This window comes from Rhodococcus sp. FH8 (assembly GCF_019266085.1).
Taxonomy (GTDB): Bacteria; Actinomycetota; Actinomycetes; order Mycobacteriales; family Mycobacteriaceae; genus Rhodococcus_F; species Rhodococcus_F qingshengii.
Window position 1 is genome coordinate 1097480 of the sequence record NZ_LPNQ01000057.1, and the last position, 17196, is coordinate 1114675.

18 protein-coding genes are annotated in these 17196 nt (G+C 61.2%); 4 read left to right on the forward strand and 14 right to left on the reverse strand.

The window, feature by feature from the left end; genetic code table 11:
- Positions 1-13 precede the first annotated feature (13 nt).
- The 10 genes from ATN38_RS07930 to ATN38_RS07975 all read right to left on the reverse strand — a co-directional run bounded on the left by ATN38_RS07930 (position 14) and on the right by ATN38_RS07975 (position 9371).
- Positions 14-1009, reverse strand: a complete 996-nt coding sequence (locus ATN38_RS07930) for a dihydroxyacetone kinase subunit DhaK (protein WP_042448479.1) — start codon at positions 1007-1009, stop codon at positions 14-16.
- On the reverse strand, positions 1006-1440 hold the full coding sequence (locus ATN38_RS07935) for a hypothetical protein (protein WP_007732767.1): 435 nt from the start codon (positions 1438-1440) through the stop codon (positions 1006-1008). The genes ATN38_RS07930 and ATN38_RS07935 overlap by 4 nt, the downstream gene beginning before the upstream one ends.
- Positions 1440-1796: a hypothetical protein gene (locus ATN38_RS07940; RefSeq protein ID WP_007732768.1), complete on the reverse strand. Its 357-nt coding sequence runs from the start codon at positions 1794-1796 to the stop codon at positions 1440-1442. The genes ATN38_RS07935 and ATN38_RS07940 overlap by 1 nt, the downstream gene beginning before the upstream one ends.
- Positions 1797-1854: 58 nt before the next feature.
- On the reverse strand, positions 1855-2775 hold the full coding sequence (locus ATN38_RS07945; protein WP_218747782.1) for a 3-keto-5-aminohexanoate cleavage protein: 921 nt from the start codon (positions 2773-2775) through the stop codon (positions 1855-1857).
- A complete protein-coding gene (locus tag ATN38_RS07950; RefSeq protein WP_007732770.1) occupies positions 2765-3529 on the reverse strand; it encodes an SDR family NAD(P)-dependent oxidoreductase in 765 nt (254 codons plus the stop codon). The genes ATN38_RS07945 and ATN38_RS07950 overlap by 11 nt, the downstream gene beginning before the upstream one ends.
- 2 nt (positions 3530-3531) lie before the next feature.
- Positions 3532-4074, reverse strand: coding sequence for a VOC family protein (locus ATN38_RS07955; RefSeq protein WP_042448493.1), 543 nt, complete (start codon positions 4072-4074; stop codon positions 3532-3534).
- A gap of 137 nt (positions 4075-4211) precedes the next feature.
- Entirely contained in the window at positions 4212-5591 is a 1380-nt protein-coding gene (locus tag ATN38_RS07960) for an MFS transporter (protein ID WP_007732774.1), read from the reverse strand.
- A gap of 205 nt (positions 5592-5796) precedes the next feature.
- The gene (locus ATN38_RS07965; RefSeq protein WP_050656845.1) at positions 5797-7317 is read right to left on the reverse strand and encodes an AMP-binding protein; all 1521 of its coding nucleotides are present in this window, start codon (positions 7315-7317) and stop codon (positions 5797-5799) included.
- 73 nt (positions 7318-7390) lie between these two features.
- Positions 7391-8512 carry a DUF5938 domain-containing protein gene (locus ATN38_RS07970; RefSeq protein WP_003940189.1) on the reverse strand — a complete coding sequence of 374 codons (1122 nt, stop codon included), beginning with the start codon at positions 8510-8512 and terminating at the stop codon, positions 7391-7393.
- Positions 8513-8567: 55 nt separating this feature from the next.
- Entirely contained in the window at positions 8568-9371 is an 804-nt protein-coding gene (locus ATN38_RS07975; protein ID WP_054826837.1) for an SDR family NAD(P)-dependent oxidoreductase, read from the reverse strand.
- Between the two features lie 325 nt (positions 9372-9696).
- Here ATN38_RS07975 and ATN38_RS07980 point away from each other — a divergent pair, with 325 nt between their 5' ends.
- Positions 9697-10299, forward strand: a complete 603-nt coding sequence (locus ATN38_RS07980) for a TetR/AcrR family transcriptional regulator (protein ID WP_030536953.1) — start codon at positions 9697-9699, stop codon at positions 10297-10299.
- Here the strand turns inward: ATN38_RS07980 and ATN38_RS07985 are convergent, their stop codons facing one another.
- Entirely contained in the window at positions 10300-10893 is a 594-nt protein-coding gene (locus ATN38_RS07985) for a TetR/AcrR family transcriptional regulator (protein WP_003940428.1), read from the reverse strand. It lies immediately after the preceding gene.
- A gap of 117 nt (positions 10894-11010) precedes the next feature.
- On the opposite strand from ATN38_RS07985, the gene ATN38_RS07990 reads away from it, so the two are divergent.
- The 3 genes from ATN38_RS07990 to ATN38_RS08000 all read left to right on the forward strand — a co-directional run bounded on the left by ATN38_RS07990 (position 11011) and on the right by ATN38_RS08000 (position 13880).
- Positions 11011-11772 carry an enoyl-CoA hydratase-related protein gene (locus ATN38_RS07990; RefSeq protein WP_064443711.1) on the forward strand — a complete coding sequence of 254 codons (762 nt, stop codon included), beginning with the start codon at positions 11011-11013 and terminating at the stop codon, positions 11770-11772.
- A 241-nt stretch (positions 11773-12013) separates the two neighbouring features.
- Positions 12014-12529, forward strand: a complete 516-nt coding sequence (locus ATN38_RS07995; protein ID WP_007732784.1) for an OsmC family protein — start codon at positions 12014-12016, stop codon at positions 12527-12529.
- 37 nt (positions 12530-12566) lie between these two features.
- Entirely contained in the window at positions 12567-13880 is a 1314-nt protein-coding gene (locus ATN38_RS08000) for a bifunctional o-acetylhomoserine/o-acetylserine sulfhydrylase (RefSeq protein ID WP_003939848.1), read from the forward strand.
- Between the two features lie 64 nt (positions 13881-13944).
- Here the strand turns inward: ATN38_RS08000 and bphC are convergent, their stop codons facing one another.
- The 3 genes from bphC to ATN38_RS08015 all read right to left on the reverse strand — a co-directional run bounded on the left by bphC (position 13945) and on the right by ATN38_RS08015 (position 17120).
- Positions 13945-14865 carry a biphenyl-2,3-diol 1,2-dioxygenase gene (bphC, locus tag ATN38_RS08005; protein ID WP_218747783.1) on the reverse strand — a complete coding sequence of 307 codons (921 nt, stop codon included), beginning with the start codon at positions 14863-14865 and terminating at the stop codon, positions 13945-13947.
- 35 nt (positions 14866-14900) lie between these two features.
- On the reverse strand, positions 14901-16079 hold the full coding sequence (locus ATN38_RS08010) for an acyl-CoA dehydrogenase family protein (protein WP_003940250.1): 1179 nt from the start codon (positions 16077-16079) through the stop codon (positions 14901-14903).
- Between the two features lie 171 nt (positions 16080-16250).
- Complete coding sequence (locus ATN38_RS08015; protein WP_019745379.1) at positions 16251-17120, reverse strand: alpha/beta fold hydrolase; 870 nt, start codon at positions 17118-17120, stop codon at positions 16251-16253.
- Positions 17121-17196: the final 76 nt, after the last annotated feature.

The window sequence follows — 17196 nt, forward strand, 5'->3', positions numbered from 1 at the left end:
GTGCATATTCGAGTTACCAAGCGAGTGCGGGAGTGCGTACCGTTGCATCCCAGAGATCCAGAAACTCCTCGGTCGAACGAAGAAGGGTGATAGAGAGCCCGTGCATATCCAATGCAGTGACGAAAGAACCTGCAATCACACGATCCAAACCGATACCGGCATCCTCGAGGAAAGACTTTAATTCTGCAGTGGCAATGGATAATTCGAGTCCATGGGTTGCCCCTAGCCCATTCACTATCGCTATCACACCGTCCCCGCGCTCAACCCCGACAGCATCGAGGATCGGCTCCGACAACTGCGCCACGAGTTCGGCGGCAGGAACCGTCGGACGCGTCTCACGTCCACGCTCGCCATGGATTCCGATGCCGAACTCCATCTCCCCCGGCGCCAGTTCGAAGGACGGACGATCCTGTCCGGGAGCCGTGCACGAGCGGAAAGCTGCACCCAACGTCGCCGACGCCGCCACCACCCGGCGCCCCAGGTCAGCGATCTCGGAAAGCGCCCAGTGCCGTTCCGCGGCCGCCCCACAAATCTTCTCCACGGCAATTACCGCAGCGGTACCACGACGTCCAGGTCCACCCTCGTCTGCAGTCGTCGTCGCGAGGTCGTCGTCGACCATCACGATCTCCACTTGCCGCTCAGTTCCGAGTAACTCGGCCGCGATCGAGAAATTCAGTTTGTCTCCGGTGTAGTTCTTCACGATGAGAAGTGCACCCCGTCCGGTCTCGACAGCATTGACCGCAGCGCGGATCTGAAAGGCTGTGGGACTGGCGAAGACCGACCCAGGAACTGCGGCGTCCAACATGCCGGATCCGACGAACTCCGCGTGTAACGGCTCATGCCCGGCCCCGCCACCTGAGACCAACACAACTTTGTCTCGGGCGACACCCGCGCGAGTCACAAACAACGGATCTCGGTGGTAGGAGAGCATTTCCGGGTGCAGGATCTGAAGTCCTTCGAGCGCTTCGCGGACTACATCCTCGGGCCGGTTGACCACATGGCCGATCATGACGAACTCTCGGACGCCGACATTGGGCCGACAGGGAAGCGAACCGCAAACGCACTCACACACGTGCGAACGTTGTCACCGACCCGTATCCCAGCCTCCGCTGCAGGCTCGTTGACATACGAAACAGTTCCGTTGTGCCACATATCCATTCCATTGCTGATCTCGGCAGAGTCGTGACTGACCGCTACGCCGGCAAGTCCCGAATCTCCCATGCGGACGATTCCGATGATCCCCGCGTTGTCCTTGCCGATTCCGGCATCGTTCAGCACCGCCAACGCACAGCCCGTCGCAATCGCCATCCGCCCTGACTCTTGACCGCCGTTGGATGCCGCAACGACGATGCGGTCGCGGTCCGTCCGTTCGATCTGCGACATACTGTCCATGACGACAATCTGTCTACCGTTCTCCACACCGACAATGTTCCGAAACATCAGTCGACGCTCCTCTCTATCAGTGCCAGCACTTCTTCGGAAACGCGGCTGCCCACACGCACACCCGCTGCGACTGCAGTCGGATTGGCATACGTCACGATGCCGCACTCCCACACGTCGTTGCCATCTCCAATACGCGAACTCTCGTGTCCGACTGCAATGCCGACGATCTTCTGGGCGTCGATCGCAGCCAAACCTGCGATTCCGGCCTTGTTCTTCCCTATGCCGGCGTCATTGCACACCACAACACGAACCCCGAACCCGACGGCGTACTCTCCAGCACTCGTCCCTCCGTGTGATCCGGTCACGATCACATCACCGGCCTGAGCCGAGGAAGCAAACGCAATCGAATCCATGATCCACACTCTCGTTCCGTTAGAGGAATGAACCAAAGTAGGTTCGGCACCTTCGGTTTCAACTACTCGCATGGACATCCACCCCTAGAATTCGACGTGCCTGATCAGGAGTTGCGGGTTCACGCCCGTACCGCCGAGCGATCGAAACAACTTCGGCGACCAGATCAGGTGTGGAGGGGTATCCCAGTTCTTCGTAGTGGTAGTCACCGGCACCGATTGCTACATGGCCCCCGCGCTTGATCGACTCCTCCGCTGCTGCAAGAACATTGCCTCGGTAGGCCGAGACGATCCACTCCACTGGAAGATCAGCCGGCAGGAGGTCCAGTTGCGCACGTAGCCCTGCTGCTGTCGCCGGATGTGCAGCCGGAAACTCGTCACCACCGAGAATGAAAGCGATCACCAATGGTGACGACGGATTCCGCACCCTTGCGTGGGCGAAGATCGCGCGCGTCCAACTCACGTTGAATGACGTCTGATACGGCACCAGACCCAATTCACTAGCGCGCGAGAGTAATTCGATCTGTGTTCGAGTGTCGTTGACGAAGACCCTGGAATCGGTTGCGAACAAGCCTGTCGTCGCATCGATCAAGTCCATCGCCGCACAGCCCATGTCGACGACCAAGAAGTCCGAACGTCGTTTCGGATCACTTTGGTTCGGGGCAAGATTCGACAGCCGCTCGTCTATCGTGTAGCCGGGAACATTGGCCATCGACGGCGCAAGCAGCAGATTCGATACCGCCCGAACCCGCTCGACGATCTCTCCGTAGGTCGCCGCCGAGTGATCCACGCCGCCGTCCACGGCTCGACCGTGAAAATGCATCAACGACGCCCCCGCATCCTCACAAGCGAGGGCAGTGTCGGCTATTTCGCTGGGCGTCCACGGAATGTGGGGATTGGGTGCGCGCATGGTGTTCTCGTTGACGTGCACTCCGATGATTACCGGTTTCTCCGTTGTACTGGACGTTGTCTCAAGAGTCATGTCGCTCCTTCGGAAGATTCCAACCGGCTGTCATCGACTGACCTCCGTCGACTGTCCACGTCTGACCCGTCACGAAACCGGCGCCGGGACCAGCGACAAAGGTCACGACTTCGGCAATCTCAGCCGGCTCCGCGTAACGGCTCAACGGGATCGATTGCAAGATGGCGCTCTGCATTTCAGGGCTCTGGGCCCGACTTGCAAGCGGTGTCCGCGTCGAACCCGGTGCAACACAATTGACTCGGATCCCCTCGCCGGCGAGCTCGATCGCGAGTTGTGTGGTCAACGCGACCACGCCACCTTTCGATGCGGAATACGCAGCACGGTCTACGCTGCCGCGTAGGCCGGAAACCGAGGCAATTGTCACCACGGATCCGCCGCCATCTGCGGCGAGCAGATCCACGAACTCCCTGGCCACCGCAAACGTGGAAACGAGGTTCAGCTCGAGGGTTCGCCTGAATCGATCGGGTGTGGTGTGCCGGATCGGCGCGTTGTCCGCGGTTCCCGCCGAGGTCACAACCGTGTCGACACGACCGAACAGCTCTTCGGCGACGTCGCGAAGCCGTCGGATGTCTCCCTCATCGGTGACATCCACTCGAACGCCGACCGTCCGTGTATCTGGTTCCGGCGCAGTGTCTCCGGATGTATGCGACAGGTCGGCAGAGATGACATGCCAACCCAAGTCGGCGAATCGTTTGCACGTTGCCAGGCCGATCCCGGATGCGCCACCAGTGACGATCGCTACCTTCCTACTCACGACTACAGCACCTTCCTCATGTCGCGAATGGGATTCGACCCGTCCCACTCCTTCGATGCAGCCTCGACTGCGCGAAACAGATCGCCCTTCCTTCCGCTGACCTCCGAGACTTCGATGACTGTTCCCGGATACGGGCCGTCCTCGTAGTACACGAATCGCTCGTCCGGTGCGCCACTACCGGATCTACCACTCTGCAATTCGACGAGCCCTCGGTTCTTGGATTCCTCCACATATCGATCGAAATCCGTTGTCCAGTAGGCAACATGTTGAAGTCCTTCGAGCCCTCGATCGGCGAACTCGCGAAATGCCGACGGCTCATCGTTGTGTTGTTGAATCAGCTCGATCTGCGCGCTTCCGCTGTGCGCGAGCGCCACACTGAATCGAGGCGCACTCGACTTGCCACGGAAGACGAAGTCGTTCAACGGTTGGTCCTCCACGAAGAAGAAGGGGCCAACGCCGACAACGTCGATCCAATGCTTCAGCGCGCTGTCGATGTCGTTGACCACAAAACCCAATTGGCGCAAAGGCCCGAAGTATCTACTCACGAAGTCCTCGTTTGTTCGTTGCCGACGAAACCACGGTCGACGACTGTGATCCTGATAAGTGATGATGTCCTGCGCATGCTCGCCTGAAGAATGAAGAATTCCCGTTGATCGGGAATCTTCCGGGGCCGAGACTCGGCTCAAGCCTGTTCAGGTGCAACCAAGGTTCCGGCGTCGCGCTCCGCCCGGTAATCCAGTGTCAGTTGGTCGTTGGCCTTGTCGGCCTTTCTGGTGATCACCTTGAGCAGCAGCACGATCAATGCTGCCGTCGCCAGCACCGCGGAGTACACCCCGATTGCCGGTGTGAAACTGTTGGTCGCGTCCTTGATCCAGCCGGTGACCTGTGGACCGAAATAGCCTCCGAGGTTACCCATTCCGTTGATGACACCGAAACCTGCCGCCAAGGCAGCGCCGGTAAGGAAGCTCGAAGGCATGGTGATGAAGATGCTCATCGAACTGTAGAGACCGATCCCGGCGATGCAGAATCCGAAGATAGCGACAACCGGTGTGGTGAAGAACAGCGCAGCAATAGCAAATCCGAGTGCTGCGACCGATGCGGCGATGGCGAAGTGCACGGGGCGCTCTCCGGCGCGGTCCGAATGGCGCGTCCACCAGATCATCGGTCCGATCGCAATCAGTGCAGGTAGTGCGGCAACCCATCCGATCTGATTGGTGCTCATCCCGAATTGCGCGTAAATCTGCGGCATCCAAATCTGGAAACCGTTGAGGCTGAAGGTGAAACAAATGAACACGGAGATCAACACCAGTACTCGTGGGTGCACGAGTCCCTGGAGGAAGCTGTGCTTACCGACGACCGCTTCGCGCTCTTGCGCCTCGGACTCGAGCGTATCGGTGAGCCAACCGCGTTCTTCCTCGGAGAGGAACTCCGCCTCCGAAGGCTTGTCCCGCAGAACCTTGTAGATCACAAACGCCATGACCACAGCGGGGACGCCGGTGAGAATGAAAACCCATCGCCATCCGGAAAGCCCGAGAAAGCCGTCGATAGCCATCAGGTGTGTGGTGATCGGAGTACCCAGGCCGGAGATACAGATGAAGGTCACGATCCACGCCATTGCTTTGCCTCGATCCCGATTCGGGAACCACTTCGAGACGAAGAACAGCATGCCGGGCGAAAAGCCGGCTTCGGCAATACCCAACAGGAATCGTGCTGCCACCAATCCGCTGGCACCCTGAACGAACGCGGTTCCGATGGTGACCACGCCCCACGTGATCATGATTCGTGTGATCCAGCGCCGCGCACCGACCTTTGTGAGGATGTAGTTGCTCGGGGGTTCGCAGATCGTGTAACTCCAGAAATAGATTCCGGCCGCAAACCCGAACATCGAGGCCGATATTCCGAGTTCTTTGTTCATCGTCAATGCTGCAACGCCGATGTTCAATCGGTCGAGATACAGGACGATGTATGCCAATCCGATGACCGGCATGAAGCGGAGCATGACCTTCCGGACGGTCCTGGCCGGAAGGGGAAGTTGCTCGGTGACTGTTCTTTCGTGACGCATGATTCACCTCGTACTCATTCGAACACATCATTGTGATGGCTGACACAGAGACGATGCGGGTCGCGATTCGAACTTCACAGACACGATTCCCGATGATCGGTACTCGATTCGTGAGCAATCGACCAGCCGGGGTGACAAGAAAGCGGAGTGCCTGTCGGTTTCGACAGGCACTCCGTGCGGTGAAACATAGGCGTCCCGAGGGTATTCAGCCAGTCAGCTCGCTCTTGATCTCGTTCTTGAGAACTTTGCCGACCTTGGAGCGAGGTAGATCGTCCCAGACGATGACTTGCTTCGGAGTCTTCACACTTCCGATGCGAGCCTTCACGAAAGCCATCACCTCGGCGCCGTCGATGTCGGCGCCGAGGTGCGGTTGCACCACTGCCACAACGCGTTCGCCCCACTTGTCATCCGGCAACCCGATCACTCCGCAGTCCTGAATCCCCGGATACGCCATGAGCGCCTGCTCCACCTCGACCGAATAGACGTTGAAACCGCCGGTGATGATCATGTCCTTCGCACGGTCGACGATGAACAGGAAATTGTCGTCGTCCAGGTACCCGATATCGCCGGTGTGATGCCAGCCGTGGGCTGACGCTTCCGCGGTTGCGTCGGGGTTCTTGTAATAACCCGCCATCACCAACGAACTGCGAATCACCACCTCACCACGCTCGCCACGTCCGAGCAGCGCGCCTTTGTCATCCATGATCCCGACGGTCACCAGCGGCGACGGTCGACCCGCCGACGAAAGTCGTGACGTTGCGACAGTGCCGTCCGAGCCGAAGTGCTCCTTCGGTGACATCGTCGAGATCATCATGGGGGCTTCACTCTGCCCGAACAGCTGAGCCATGACCGGGCCGATCTTGTCGATCGCCTCCGCGAGTCTGGTCGGGGAGATCGGCGCCGCTCCGTACCAGAAGCATTGCAGCGAGCTGAGATCCGTGGCAGACAGGGCCTCGTGCTCGAGCAGCATGTAGATGAGCGTCGGCGGCAGGAAGGTGTGAGTCACCTTGTGCTTCTGAACGTTCGCGAGGAAGTACCCGAGATCGGGCTTCGGCATGATCACCACTTCGCCGCCGAGGGCCATGATCGGGAAGCACAGAACACCGGCGGCGTGAGTCAACGGTGCCAGCGCCAGATACACCGGGCGCCCCTCGAACGGATAACTCATCAAAGTGATTGCGGTCATCGTCTCGATGTTGTGCCCGGTCAACATCACTCCCTTTGGCCGTCCAGTTGTACCACCGGTGCCGACCAGCATGGTGACGTCGTCGGGCGCCGCGGCGTCGAGTTCTTCTTCCCCGAGCCAGCTTTCGAGGGACTGTGCCGAGTCCCATTCGCCGTCGATGCAGACGAGCGTCACCAACTGGGGAAGCGCATCCTTGATCTGGTCGACTAGCGGCGCATAGGACTTCTGGAAGAACAGAGCGCGACAATCGAACAAATCCAACAGGTCTCGGTTTTCCGCAGCTTCGTTGCGAGGGTTGATCGGGCACCAGACGCCGCCGGCCCGGCTTATTCCGAATACGCACGAGAACGAGATCGGATCATTGCCGGACAGAATCGCGACCTTTTCGCCCGGCGCGATGCCCGAAGCCGCGAGCGAAGCTGCGAAGCGTCGGCTGAACTGTTGCACCTCGCCGTAGGAGAGAGTGCGCTCCCCCATCGTCAAACACGGTGCGGTGGAACCAAGAGAGGCTCCCTTGTCGAGATAGTCGGTCAAACGCATGGGGAGCCTCCAGGGCGGGGCTCCCGGCGCGCTACACGCCGGGAGCCGTGAACATGATGACGAGGGCGACGAGTTAGGCGTTGATGGTTACTTCCGGCTCCAGAGCCAGCCCGAAACTACGTAGCGCGCCGAGCAGTTCGCGATGGCCGAACGCCTGGCAAGCCGAGGCAAGCCCGGTCCGCTTCGGCGCCTGCTGGAGCAGAGAATGCGCTGCATAGGCGTGCAGGAGGCCCGTCTGCTTGTAGTTACAGTTTCCGTGGATCACGACGTGCGAGCGACCCAGCGGGCCCGACGCGTAGACGGAGTCGAGTGAGGTGTTGATGCGCGGATTCTCACGAGGGGGCATACCGGCCTGAACCGATCCGGCGATCTCGGCCAAGGCGGCTTCCTGCTCGTCGGCGGGCAGGGTCTTGATCTGCTCCTCCACGATCTTCTGCGTCGCGACAACGCCTTCCATCACGGTGCGGTCGAACACTCCGCCCGCAGCCTTGACGTTGGAAACTCGCGGATCGTTCTTGAACCACACCGGGTGGCACGTTCCGCCCCACGGCAATGCAAGCGCAGTTTCGTGCTGGCCCGGAACGACGACGTCGAAAGTCTGGCCGGGCGCCCACTGCACGTACTTGTTCTGCTCGAGGTAGTACCAGTTTGCCTTGAGGATGGTGAAGATCGTCTGAGTGGACGCGTAGGTGGGAAATCCCTTCCACAGCACGAGGATGTCGAGCGTATCGAGGCCCGGCGTTTCCAGTGCGATATTGGCCGCGATCTCACCGGTGGTGTACATCTGCGCGATACCGGGCGAGAGGAGCAGGCCCTTCTCCTGGTACTTGTCGCTGAACTTCTCCTGGACGTCGAGTACCCAGTCCTGCTCACCGGTTGTGTCCATGTAGTGGCAACCGGCATTCAACGCAGCCTCGACGACGGTCCCGCCGAGCTTGATGAACGGCCCGACCATGTTGCTGACAACCTGTGCACCGGTGAACAATTCGGTGAGAGCCTCGACCGTGTGCTCGACCTCGACGACTTCGTGATCGACGGTGTCCAAACCGGGTATCTTGTCGAGGACCTCTTGGATGCGAGCGGCGTCGCGGCCGGCTGCGATGAACGGGATGTTGAACTCGCGCAGGTATTCACACACCAGACGGCCGGTGTACCCGGAGACGCCGTAGACGATGACGGGCTTCTTTTCGGACATGTTCGTGGAACCTTTCGAAGACGTGAGAAGGGTGTACGTACGAATGAAGGGCGAGCTACATGCCCATGCCACCGTCGACGGGGAGGCCGATACCGGTGATGAATCGCGCGGCGTCGGAGGACAAGAACACAACGGCGTCAGCCATGTCGTTCACTTCACCGAGGCGGCCGAGCGGGGTGAGGCCGATGACGTCTCCGACTGCTGCTTCGGCGCTGGGCCAGAGACCGAGCTTCTCCATGTCCGCCGCGAGTCCGAGACCCATCTCCGTGGCGACAAGACCCGGGTAGATGCAGTTGACGCGGACTCCGTAGCCGAGCTTGCCCGACTCGGCGGCGGCAACTCTGGTGAAGCGATCGACCGCGGACTTGGTCGCGGAGTATCCACTGATCCCGGGAAACGGAATGGTTGCGGCCACTGAAGAGATGTTGATGACGGAACCGCCGGTTCCGGCTACGCCACCCGGACGCATGCTGCGCAGTCCGTGTTTGGTTCCGAGCGCTGTTCCGAGGATGTTGACCTCACACATACGGCGGATGTCGTTCGGATCGAGGTCGACCACCAGCGAGGAAATCTCGATGCCTGCGTTGTTGACGAGGATGTCGAAGCCGCCGAGAGTCTCCGCGGTGGCGGCGACTGCCCCTTCCCAGTTGGCATCGTCGGTGACGTCCAGCTTTACGAAGCCGGTTTTGACTCCGCCCGAACCAACAGCCTCTGCGGTGGCACGACCCTCGTCTTCGAGAACGTCGCCGATCATCACTGACGCCCCCGCCTTCGCCAACGCCTCAGCCATTCCGGCTCCGAGCCCCTTGGCACCACCTGTGACCAGTGCTTTTCGTCCCTCGAGATCAAACACGCTCATTTTCGACTGCCTCCATGACTGAAACGACTCTCGCGATGCCACCGTTCACAGCGACGCTGCCAAGTGGTGTGAGTCACAGAGTATTCAACTTTGGACGAGTGTCAAGAGAAATCTTGACGACTGTCAAGATTTTGTTACACGCTCGTCAAAGACCAGGGGTTACACTGATTCGGACGCGGTGATCGTGCCGCTGTGGAAACCGCAGGGAACAGGACGTGCCATCGTGACCACGACAGTCGAGAAGCCTAGTGAGGCAGGGAAAAAGGCTGCACCTAGCTCACCGGGCCAGCAGTCCGACTCCGCCAAGCGGTCCAACGCAGACAAGGTGTCGCGTCGCCAGGTCGACAAATTCTCCGAGCGACGTGATCAACTCGCCGAGGCCGCACTGCAAACCCTGGCCGAATTGGGCTACGCACGCACGAGCCTGCGCGAAATCGCCCAGAATTCGGAGTTCTCCCACGGCGTCCTGCACTACTACTTCAGCGACAAGGTCGATCTCATCACCCACTGCGTGCGCCACTACAAGGCACGCTGCGTCACCCGCTACGACGGCATCGTCGCCACCGCGAAGACACCGGAGGAACTGAAAACCGGTTTCGGCGCACTGCTCGCCGAGACCATGATCGAAGAACCCACGATGCACCGCCTCTGGTACGACCTGCGCGCGCAGTCGATGTTCGAGGAGTCGTTCCGAGCCGACGTCGCCGCGATCGACGAGAGTCTCGAAAACATGATCTGGCGCATTGTTTCTCGCTACGCCGAGCTTCTCGACGTAGAGGCATCGGTCACCTCGGCGGCGATGTACGCAATCTTCGACGGCCTGTTCCAGCAGAGCCTGCTGCGCCATCTGTCCGGCGATCAGACTGCCGCAAACTATCTTTCGGTGAGCGTCCAGCAGATGCTGCCCCTGGTAGTGCCCACTCCCTGATCAGCGAGCAGCGATGCCTTCCGCGACGTACCTGGCTCCGCGATCGAATTCTCCGACCACGTCGTAATCGGCGTCTTGCCGCCAGAAGCGGACCAACGCTCCGTACGTACCACCGATCATCTGTGCGAGAAAGAGCGGCGGGTAGTCCGATCTCACTTCGCCGGCTTCGATACCGGCAGTGACGATCCGGAGAAGTTCCACGTGGAACCGATGATCGTGGGCCGCCCCCGCTCCGGAGGAGGCGAAGTCGCGCTCGAGTTCTGCAGTCACCATGCGCAGATAGCGCGGATGCATGATCGCTTGCTGCGCAAAGTCCTGAAAAATCCGGGAGATCCGATCAGAAGTCGGCATCGGCGATTCCATGAGCTGATCCACCAGTGCCGCAAGCTGATCGAGATGATCACTGTGCAGCGCCTCGAGAACCGAGTCCTTGCCCTGGAAGTAATTGAAGAAGGTGGCTCGCGACACCTCGGCTCGCTCGGCGATGTCGTCGACGGTCGTGCTGGCGAAACCCTGCGCCGAGAACAGAATTCGAGCAGCCGAGAGCAACCTGTCGTTGGTATCGCGCTTGTTCTGTTCTCGTTTGGAAATCACGTCGACCTGCCCTTCTCCGCCTCAGAACACAGTCTTCGCCACAGTCCGGAATGTGTCCAATTTCCGTCCCGTCAGGTGACGCACCTCCGCCTCCGATAGGTGGACTACAGTCCAATTATGTCGACTGTTTCCACCGAACGCCATGACCGCGTTCTCATCGTCAGGATCGAACGCGAAGAACGCCGTAACGCGATCAACCGTGAGACTGCCGAGGGAATCGAAGCCGCGCTGAATATTCTCGACGACGACCCTGATCTGTGGGTCGGCATCATCACCGGAACCCCCAACATCTTTTGCGCCGGAACCGATATCCGAGAGCGGGCCGACCTCCGCATGCCTCGCGGCGGAGAGTACGGCGTCATCCGGCGCCGGCGGAACAAGCCCCTGATCGCTGCAGTCGAGGGCTACGCGCTTGGTGGCGGTTTCGAAATCGCACTGGCCTGCGATCTGATCGTCGCTTCCGCCACAGCGCAATTCGGCCTTCCCGAAACCAAACGCGGTCTGGTTGCGACGTCCGGAGCACTCTTTCGGGCGCCTCGCGCGCTTCCGATCAACGTCGCCCGCGAACTCTTGATCACCGGCCGCACACTCGATCCCGAACGGGCAAAGGACCTCGGCGTCGTCAATGCAGTCACTGCCCCTGGTAAGGCACTCGACGAGGCACTGGTGATGGCAGCGGAGATCTGCGAGTCCTCCCCCACCTCCGTGAGTCTGAGTCTGAAGGCCATCGAGGCTCTCTACGCCGACGCCGACGCCGACGGATGGAAGGTCACCGACGACGCCAAGGACGCAGTGTTGCGCTCTCCGGACATCGCCGAAGGACTCGACGCTTTCGCCAATCGTCGGACACCCCGGTGGAGCGGACTGCCGCCCGCATGACAGACCACAATCCGAGACAGATTTCCTATACGTCTGGTCGGAAAGGGTATGAACCGGTTACAGTCTCTCCTGTGACGGGAATCGGCGCATACGAGACGGGCACGCTGCTGACGCGGCGGCGCCATGTCGACTTTGCGCATGTCTGTACATCCGGGTGTCCGATCTACTGATCGGACCTACGACGTGAGCGGCGCTCACGTCGATACTCGTATGTACACCCAGATCAGGGGACATTTCTGTCATGACCACCGCCTCCATCTCACACCTGAGTTCCGTCGTAGCAGCCAACGCCGACGCCATCGACAAAGACGCCAGCAAAGCGCACGTCGTATTCAAGGCTTCCGCCCAGGCGCACGACGCCGTTGCCAGCACCATTTCTCTCGGTAAGTACAGCGTCGAGGTCGACGAGCCGCCGGCCCTCGGCGGCGAGAACACCGCAGCCAATCCTGTCGAGTACTACCTTGCTTCCCTGCTCTCCTGCCAGGTGGTCACCTACCGCGTCTGGGCGGACAAACTCGGTATCGCTCTCGACGACATCTCGGCCAGAGCCGAAGGTGACCTCGACGTTCGTGGATTCTTCGGCTTCGACGACGCCGTCCGTCCGGGATTCTCCGAGGTCCGCGTGGTCGTCACCCTGACCGGCCCCGAAACCCGCGAGCGCTACCTGGAACTGCAGGAAACGGTCGACGCCCACTGCCCCGTACTCGACCTCACCCGCAATCCCGTCCCAGTGCATACAGTCGTCGAAACCGCCTGACCCGCACCAACCCACCTTCACCACGGAGTATGAATTCATGAGCGAGAACACCCCCGTCGATACCGATCCGACCGCCGATTGGTCGTTCGAAACCAAGCAGGTCCACGCCGGACAGGGCCCGGACAGCGCTACCAACGCTCGGGCGCTTCCGATCTACCAGACCACCAGCTACGTCTTCGACAACACCGACCATGCGGCGGCGCTCTTCGGCCTCGCCGAGCCGGGCAACATCTACACCCGCATCATGAACCCGACGCAGGACGCCGTCGAGCAGCGCATCGCCGCCCTCGAAGGCGGAGTCGCGGCTCTGCTGGTTGCGTCCGGTCAGGCCGCCGAATCCTTCGCGATCCTCAACCTCGCCGAGGCCGGGGACCACATCGTCTCAAGCCCTCGCCTGTACGGCGGCACGTACAACCTCTTCCACTACACGCTGCCCAAGCTCGGTATCACCGTCGACTTCGTCGAGGACCCGGACAACCTCGATCACTGGCGTGAGGCAATCCGTCCGAACACCAAGGCGTTCTACGGCGAAACCATCTCCAACCCCAAGAACGACGTGTTCGACATCCCCGGCATCAGCGCAGTCGCCCATGAGCACGGCATCCCGCTGATCGTGGACAACACGGTCGCAACTCCGTACCTCATTCAGCCGCTGAAGCACGGCGCCGACATCGTCGTCCACTCCGCCACCAAATACCTTGGCGGACACGGCACCGCGATCGCCGGCGTCATCGTCGACGGTGGCACGTTCGACTGGACCCAGGGACGCCACACCAACTTCACGACCCCCGACCCCAGCTACCACGGCGTCACCTTTGCCGATCTCGGTGCACCCGCCTACGCCCTCAAGGCACGCGTTCAGCTTCTGCGCGACCTCGGCTCGGCCATCGCACCGTTCAACGCCTTCCTCATCTCGCAGGGTATCGAGACACTGAGCCTGCGCATCGAGCGCCACGTGTCCAACGCCCAGAAGGTCGCGGAATTCCTCGAGGGCCGCGCCGAGGTCACGTCGGTCGCGTACGCCGGACTGGAATCCTCGCCCTGGCACGAGCGCGGAAAGCAGCTGGCTCCCAAGGGAACCGGCGCCATCGTCGCGTTCGAGCTCGCCGGTGGAGTCGACGCAGGCAAGAAGTTCGTCAACGCTCTGACGTTGCACAGCCACGTCGCCAACATCGGTGACGTTCGCTCACTCGTCATCCACCCCGCGTCGACGACGCACTCGCAGCTCACCCCCGAGGAGCAGCTCGCTTCGGGCGTCACCCCGGGGCTCGTCCGCCTTGCGGTCGGCATCGAAGGGATCGACGACATTCTCGCCGACCTCGAAACCGGTTTGGCCGCAGCAGCTTCCTGATCTATCGCACGAAAAAGCTCGGCCCCGATATGCATTGGGACCGAGCTTTTTCGTTGCGTAAGAGCTAGCTCTTGGGAGTGAACGCGGCCAGCGGTTCACTCTCGGACCAGTCATGGCCCCAGTAGCTGTCGGCCGTGATTTCCTCAGCGGTGTAGAAGGCTTCGTCGACAAGCATGCCTTCGCAACCGAACTCCAGATCCCATCCACCCGGTGCGCGCACGTAGAACGACACCATCTTGTCGTTCGTGTGGCGACCCAACGTCGAGGAGATCGAGAAGCCGAGCTTGGCAACACGATCGAGAGCCTGACCGACGGCGTCGAGAGTCTCGGCTTCCATCATCAGGTGCACGAGACCGGGCTCGTCAACCGGCGGCGCCGGGCACAACGCCAGGCTGTGGTGGCGCTGGTTGATACCCATGAAGCGAACGCGGCGAGCCGGCGGCGGCGCATCGATACCGCCGAGACGGATGGAACCGCGCGGGAGGAATCCGAGCACCTCGGTGTAGAAGGTGTATGCCTCGTCGAAACGCGTAACCGGAAGCACCACATGGCCGAGGCCCTGATCGCCGGTGACGAAACGGCCGCCGTGCGGGGTGACCAACGGGCTGTGGTCGAGTACCGGTCCGAAGAAGACCTCGACTCGGTTACCGTTGGGATCGTCGAATGCGATGACCTGCTCGGCATCGCGGTAGCTGGCGTCGACCTCGGAAAGAACCTCGACCTCGACTCCGGCCTTCTCCACTGCTTCACGAACACGCTGGAGCGCGAACTGATCTCGCACTTCCCAGCCCACTGCGAGAGCCTTGTCCGTCTCACCGGGCAGGACGATCAGTCGCGCACGACGCTCGTCCAGGCGCAAGTAGAGGCCGTCGGCTTCCGGGCCACTACCGACCGCGAGGCCGAGTCCGTCGACCACGAGCTCGCGCCAGCGAGCCACGTCCTGCGTTTGGATCCTGAGATACCCCAGGCCCCGAATTTCAGTCATGCCTAACCGTCCTTGCTTCGAAAGTATTTGTGGGACTAGATCATCGAGCGGTGGATACCCTGCGGTTCGCCGCCGAGCTGCGAGAGCGTCGACGCATGGAAAATGGAGCCAGGTACGTGGATCGCGTGCGCGAGACCGGCATGAGCATCACGCCAGAACCGCTGCATCGGCGTGTTCAACTGCAAAGCCCCACCACCGGAACGAGCAAAGATCTCGTCCACCGCACGCACCGCCCGCCACGCAGCAGCAGTCTGCGTACGGCGACCGATCGCACGAAGCTCGAACGAAACTTCCTGCCCCTTCTCCGTCATGTCCCAGAAACGATCCACCGTCTCCAAGATCGCAGCCCGAGAAGCAGCGATCTCGGCCGCCGCCTCACCGATCGCGAACAGCACGTACGGATCTTCCTTGATCGGAACACCACTGACCGTCACCCGCTCACGCTGCGCCGCCATGTTGCACGCCAACGCACCCTCGGCGATACCGATCAACGACGAGGTGATCCCCAACGGGAAAATGCACGAGAACGGGAACTTGTACAACGTCTCCGTACGACCCGCTTCCTTCCACGCCGTCCCGTCGTACACCTTTCCGGCGTCGATCGTGCGGTACGTCGGCAAGAACGCGTCCTTGACGATCAGGTCCTTCGACCCGGTTCCGCGCAGGCCCACGACATTCCAGCTGTCCTGGTCGATGTCGTAATCGGAGCGCGGCAGCAGTACGTGCAGGTGCTTCGGCGGCATCAACGGCTTACCGGACTCGTCACCGACCATCGCACCGATCATGATCCAGTCACAATGATCGGTACCCGAGGAGAACGACCAGCGACCGTTGAGGATGTACCCACCCTCGACCGGCCTCGCCACACCCATCGGCGCATACGGCGACGCCATCCACGTATCGGGATCGGTTCCCCACACCTCTTCCTGAGCCTTGCGGTCGAAGAACGCAAGCTCCCACGGATGCACACCGACGATGCCGCTGACCCAGCCCGTGGCACCGTCCATCGCGCCGATAGCCATTGCCGTCTCGGCGAATTCACGCGGATGCGCCTCGAGGCCACCGAACTCCTTCGGCTGGAACATCCGGATGACGCCGGAGTCGCGCAAGCGCTTCGCGCTGCCGTCCGTCAAGCGCATCAGCTTGTCGCCCTCGACTCCGTCAGCGCGGATCTCGTCGGCGAACTGTGAGATGTTGTCCAGAACCTGACCCATGATTTTTCCGGCTTTCTGGTTTCGCTACCCGGCGAGTGCCTGGGCAGAATGAAAATCTGTTGGTGAAACGGTGGCAGGTAGCCCACCGAAGTGCAGAAACGCTTCCCGGTGAGTGGGAGCACCCCTGTGCGCCTTTTTGGTAGTGGGGGCTACCAAAAAGGCGCACGGGCCTTACTTGCCTTCTGGACGCGTCAGAAATGCCAGAACGGACGCGACCCAGGCGTCGCGAGCTTCGATCATCGTCCAGTGTCCGCAGTTGGGGAAGATGTGAACTTCGCCGTTGGGGATGTCGCGCATCGGCAGAATCGCCATGTCCACGGGGCTGACGCGGTCGTCGCGTCCCCAGGTCAACAGCGTCGGCGCCTTGATCTTGTTCAGCTGCGCCCAGTACGGCACGGCGGTCGACGCAGCGGCAGCCGCGCCCATGGCGGCCATGGCCTTGCTGCTGTACATACGACGGGCGATCTCGAGCGTCGTCGGCTCGGTGGCCAGGGCCCAACGCTCTTCGATGAGCTGCTCGGTGACGACGGCACGGTCGAAGACCATCGAATGCAACCAGCGGACCAGGGCTTCGCGGGTGGGGTTGTCGGTGAACTCCATGAGGAGTTTGATGCCTTCACCGGGCCCCGGCGAGAAGGTGTTCTTTCCCATGCCGCCGATGGTGACGAGCTTGCTCACCCGGTGCGGCTCGTCGATCGCGACCTTGGTGGCGACGATGCCGCCCATGGAGTTACCGATCATGTGGACCGGGCCGAGGCCGAGGCCGTCGAGGAACATCCCGACCGACGCCTGCGCCATCATCATCGGATGGTCGGGGCCGGGATCGCTGACGCCGAATCCGGGAAACTCGAGAACGTAGCAGTGGAAGTGCTCCGCGAAGTCCGCGAGAACGCCGCGGTAGTTACGCCAACCGGTGACGCCGGGGCCCGATCCGTGCAGCAGCAGGAGCGGCGGGCCGTCGCCGGCTTCGTGGTACCGGAGCACACCGAGATCGGTCTGCAGTTCCTTCAGAGTTCCCTCGTAGCTCAGTTCAGTCGTCATGGTCCGAACGGTGCCATCAGGACCGCTGAGCTGCTATGACTCGTCCCGATCAGCGAGACAAGTCGATCAAAATACG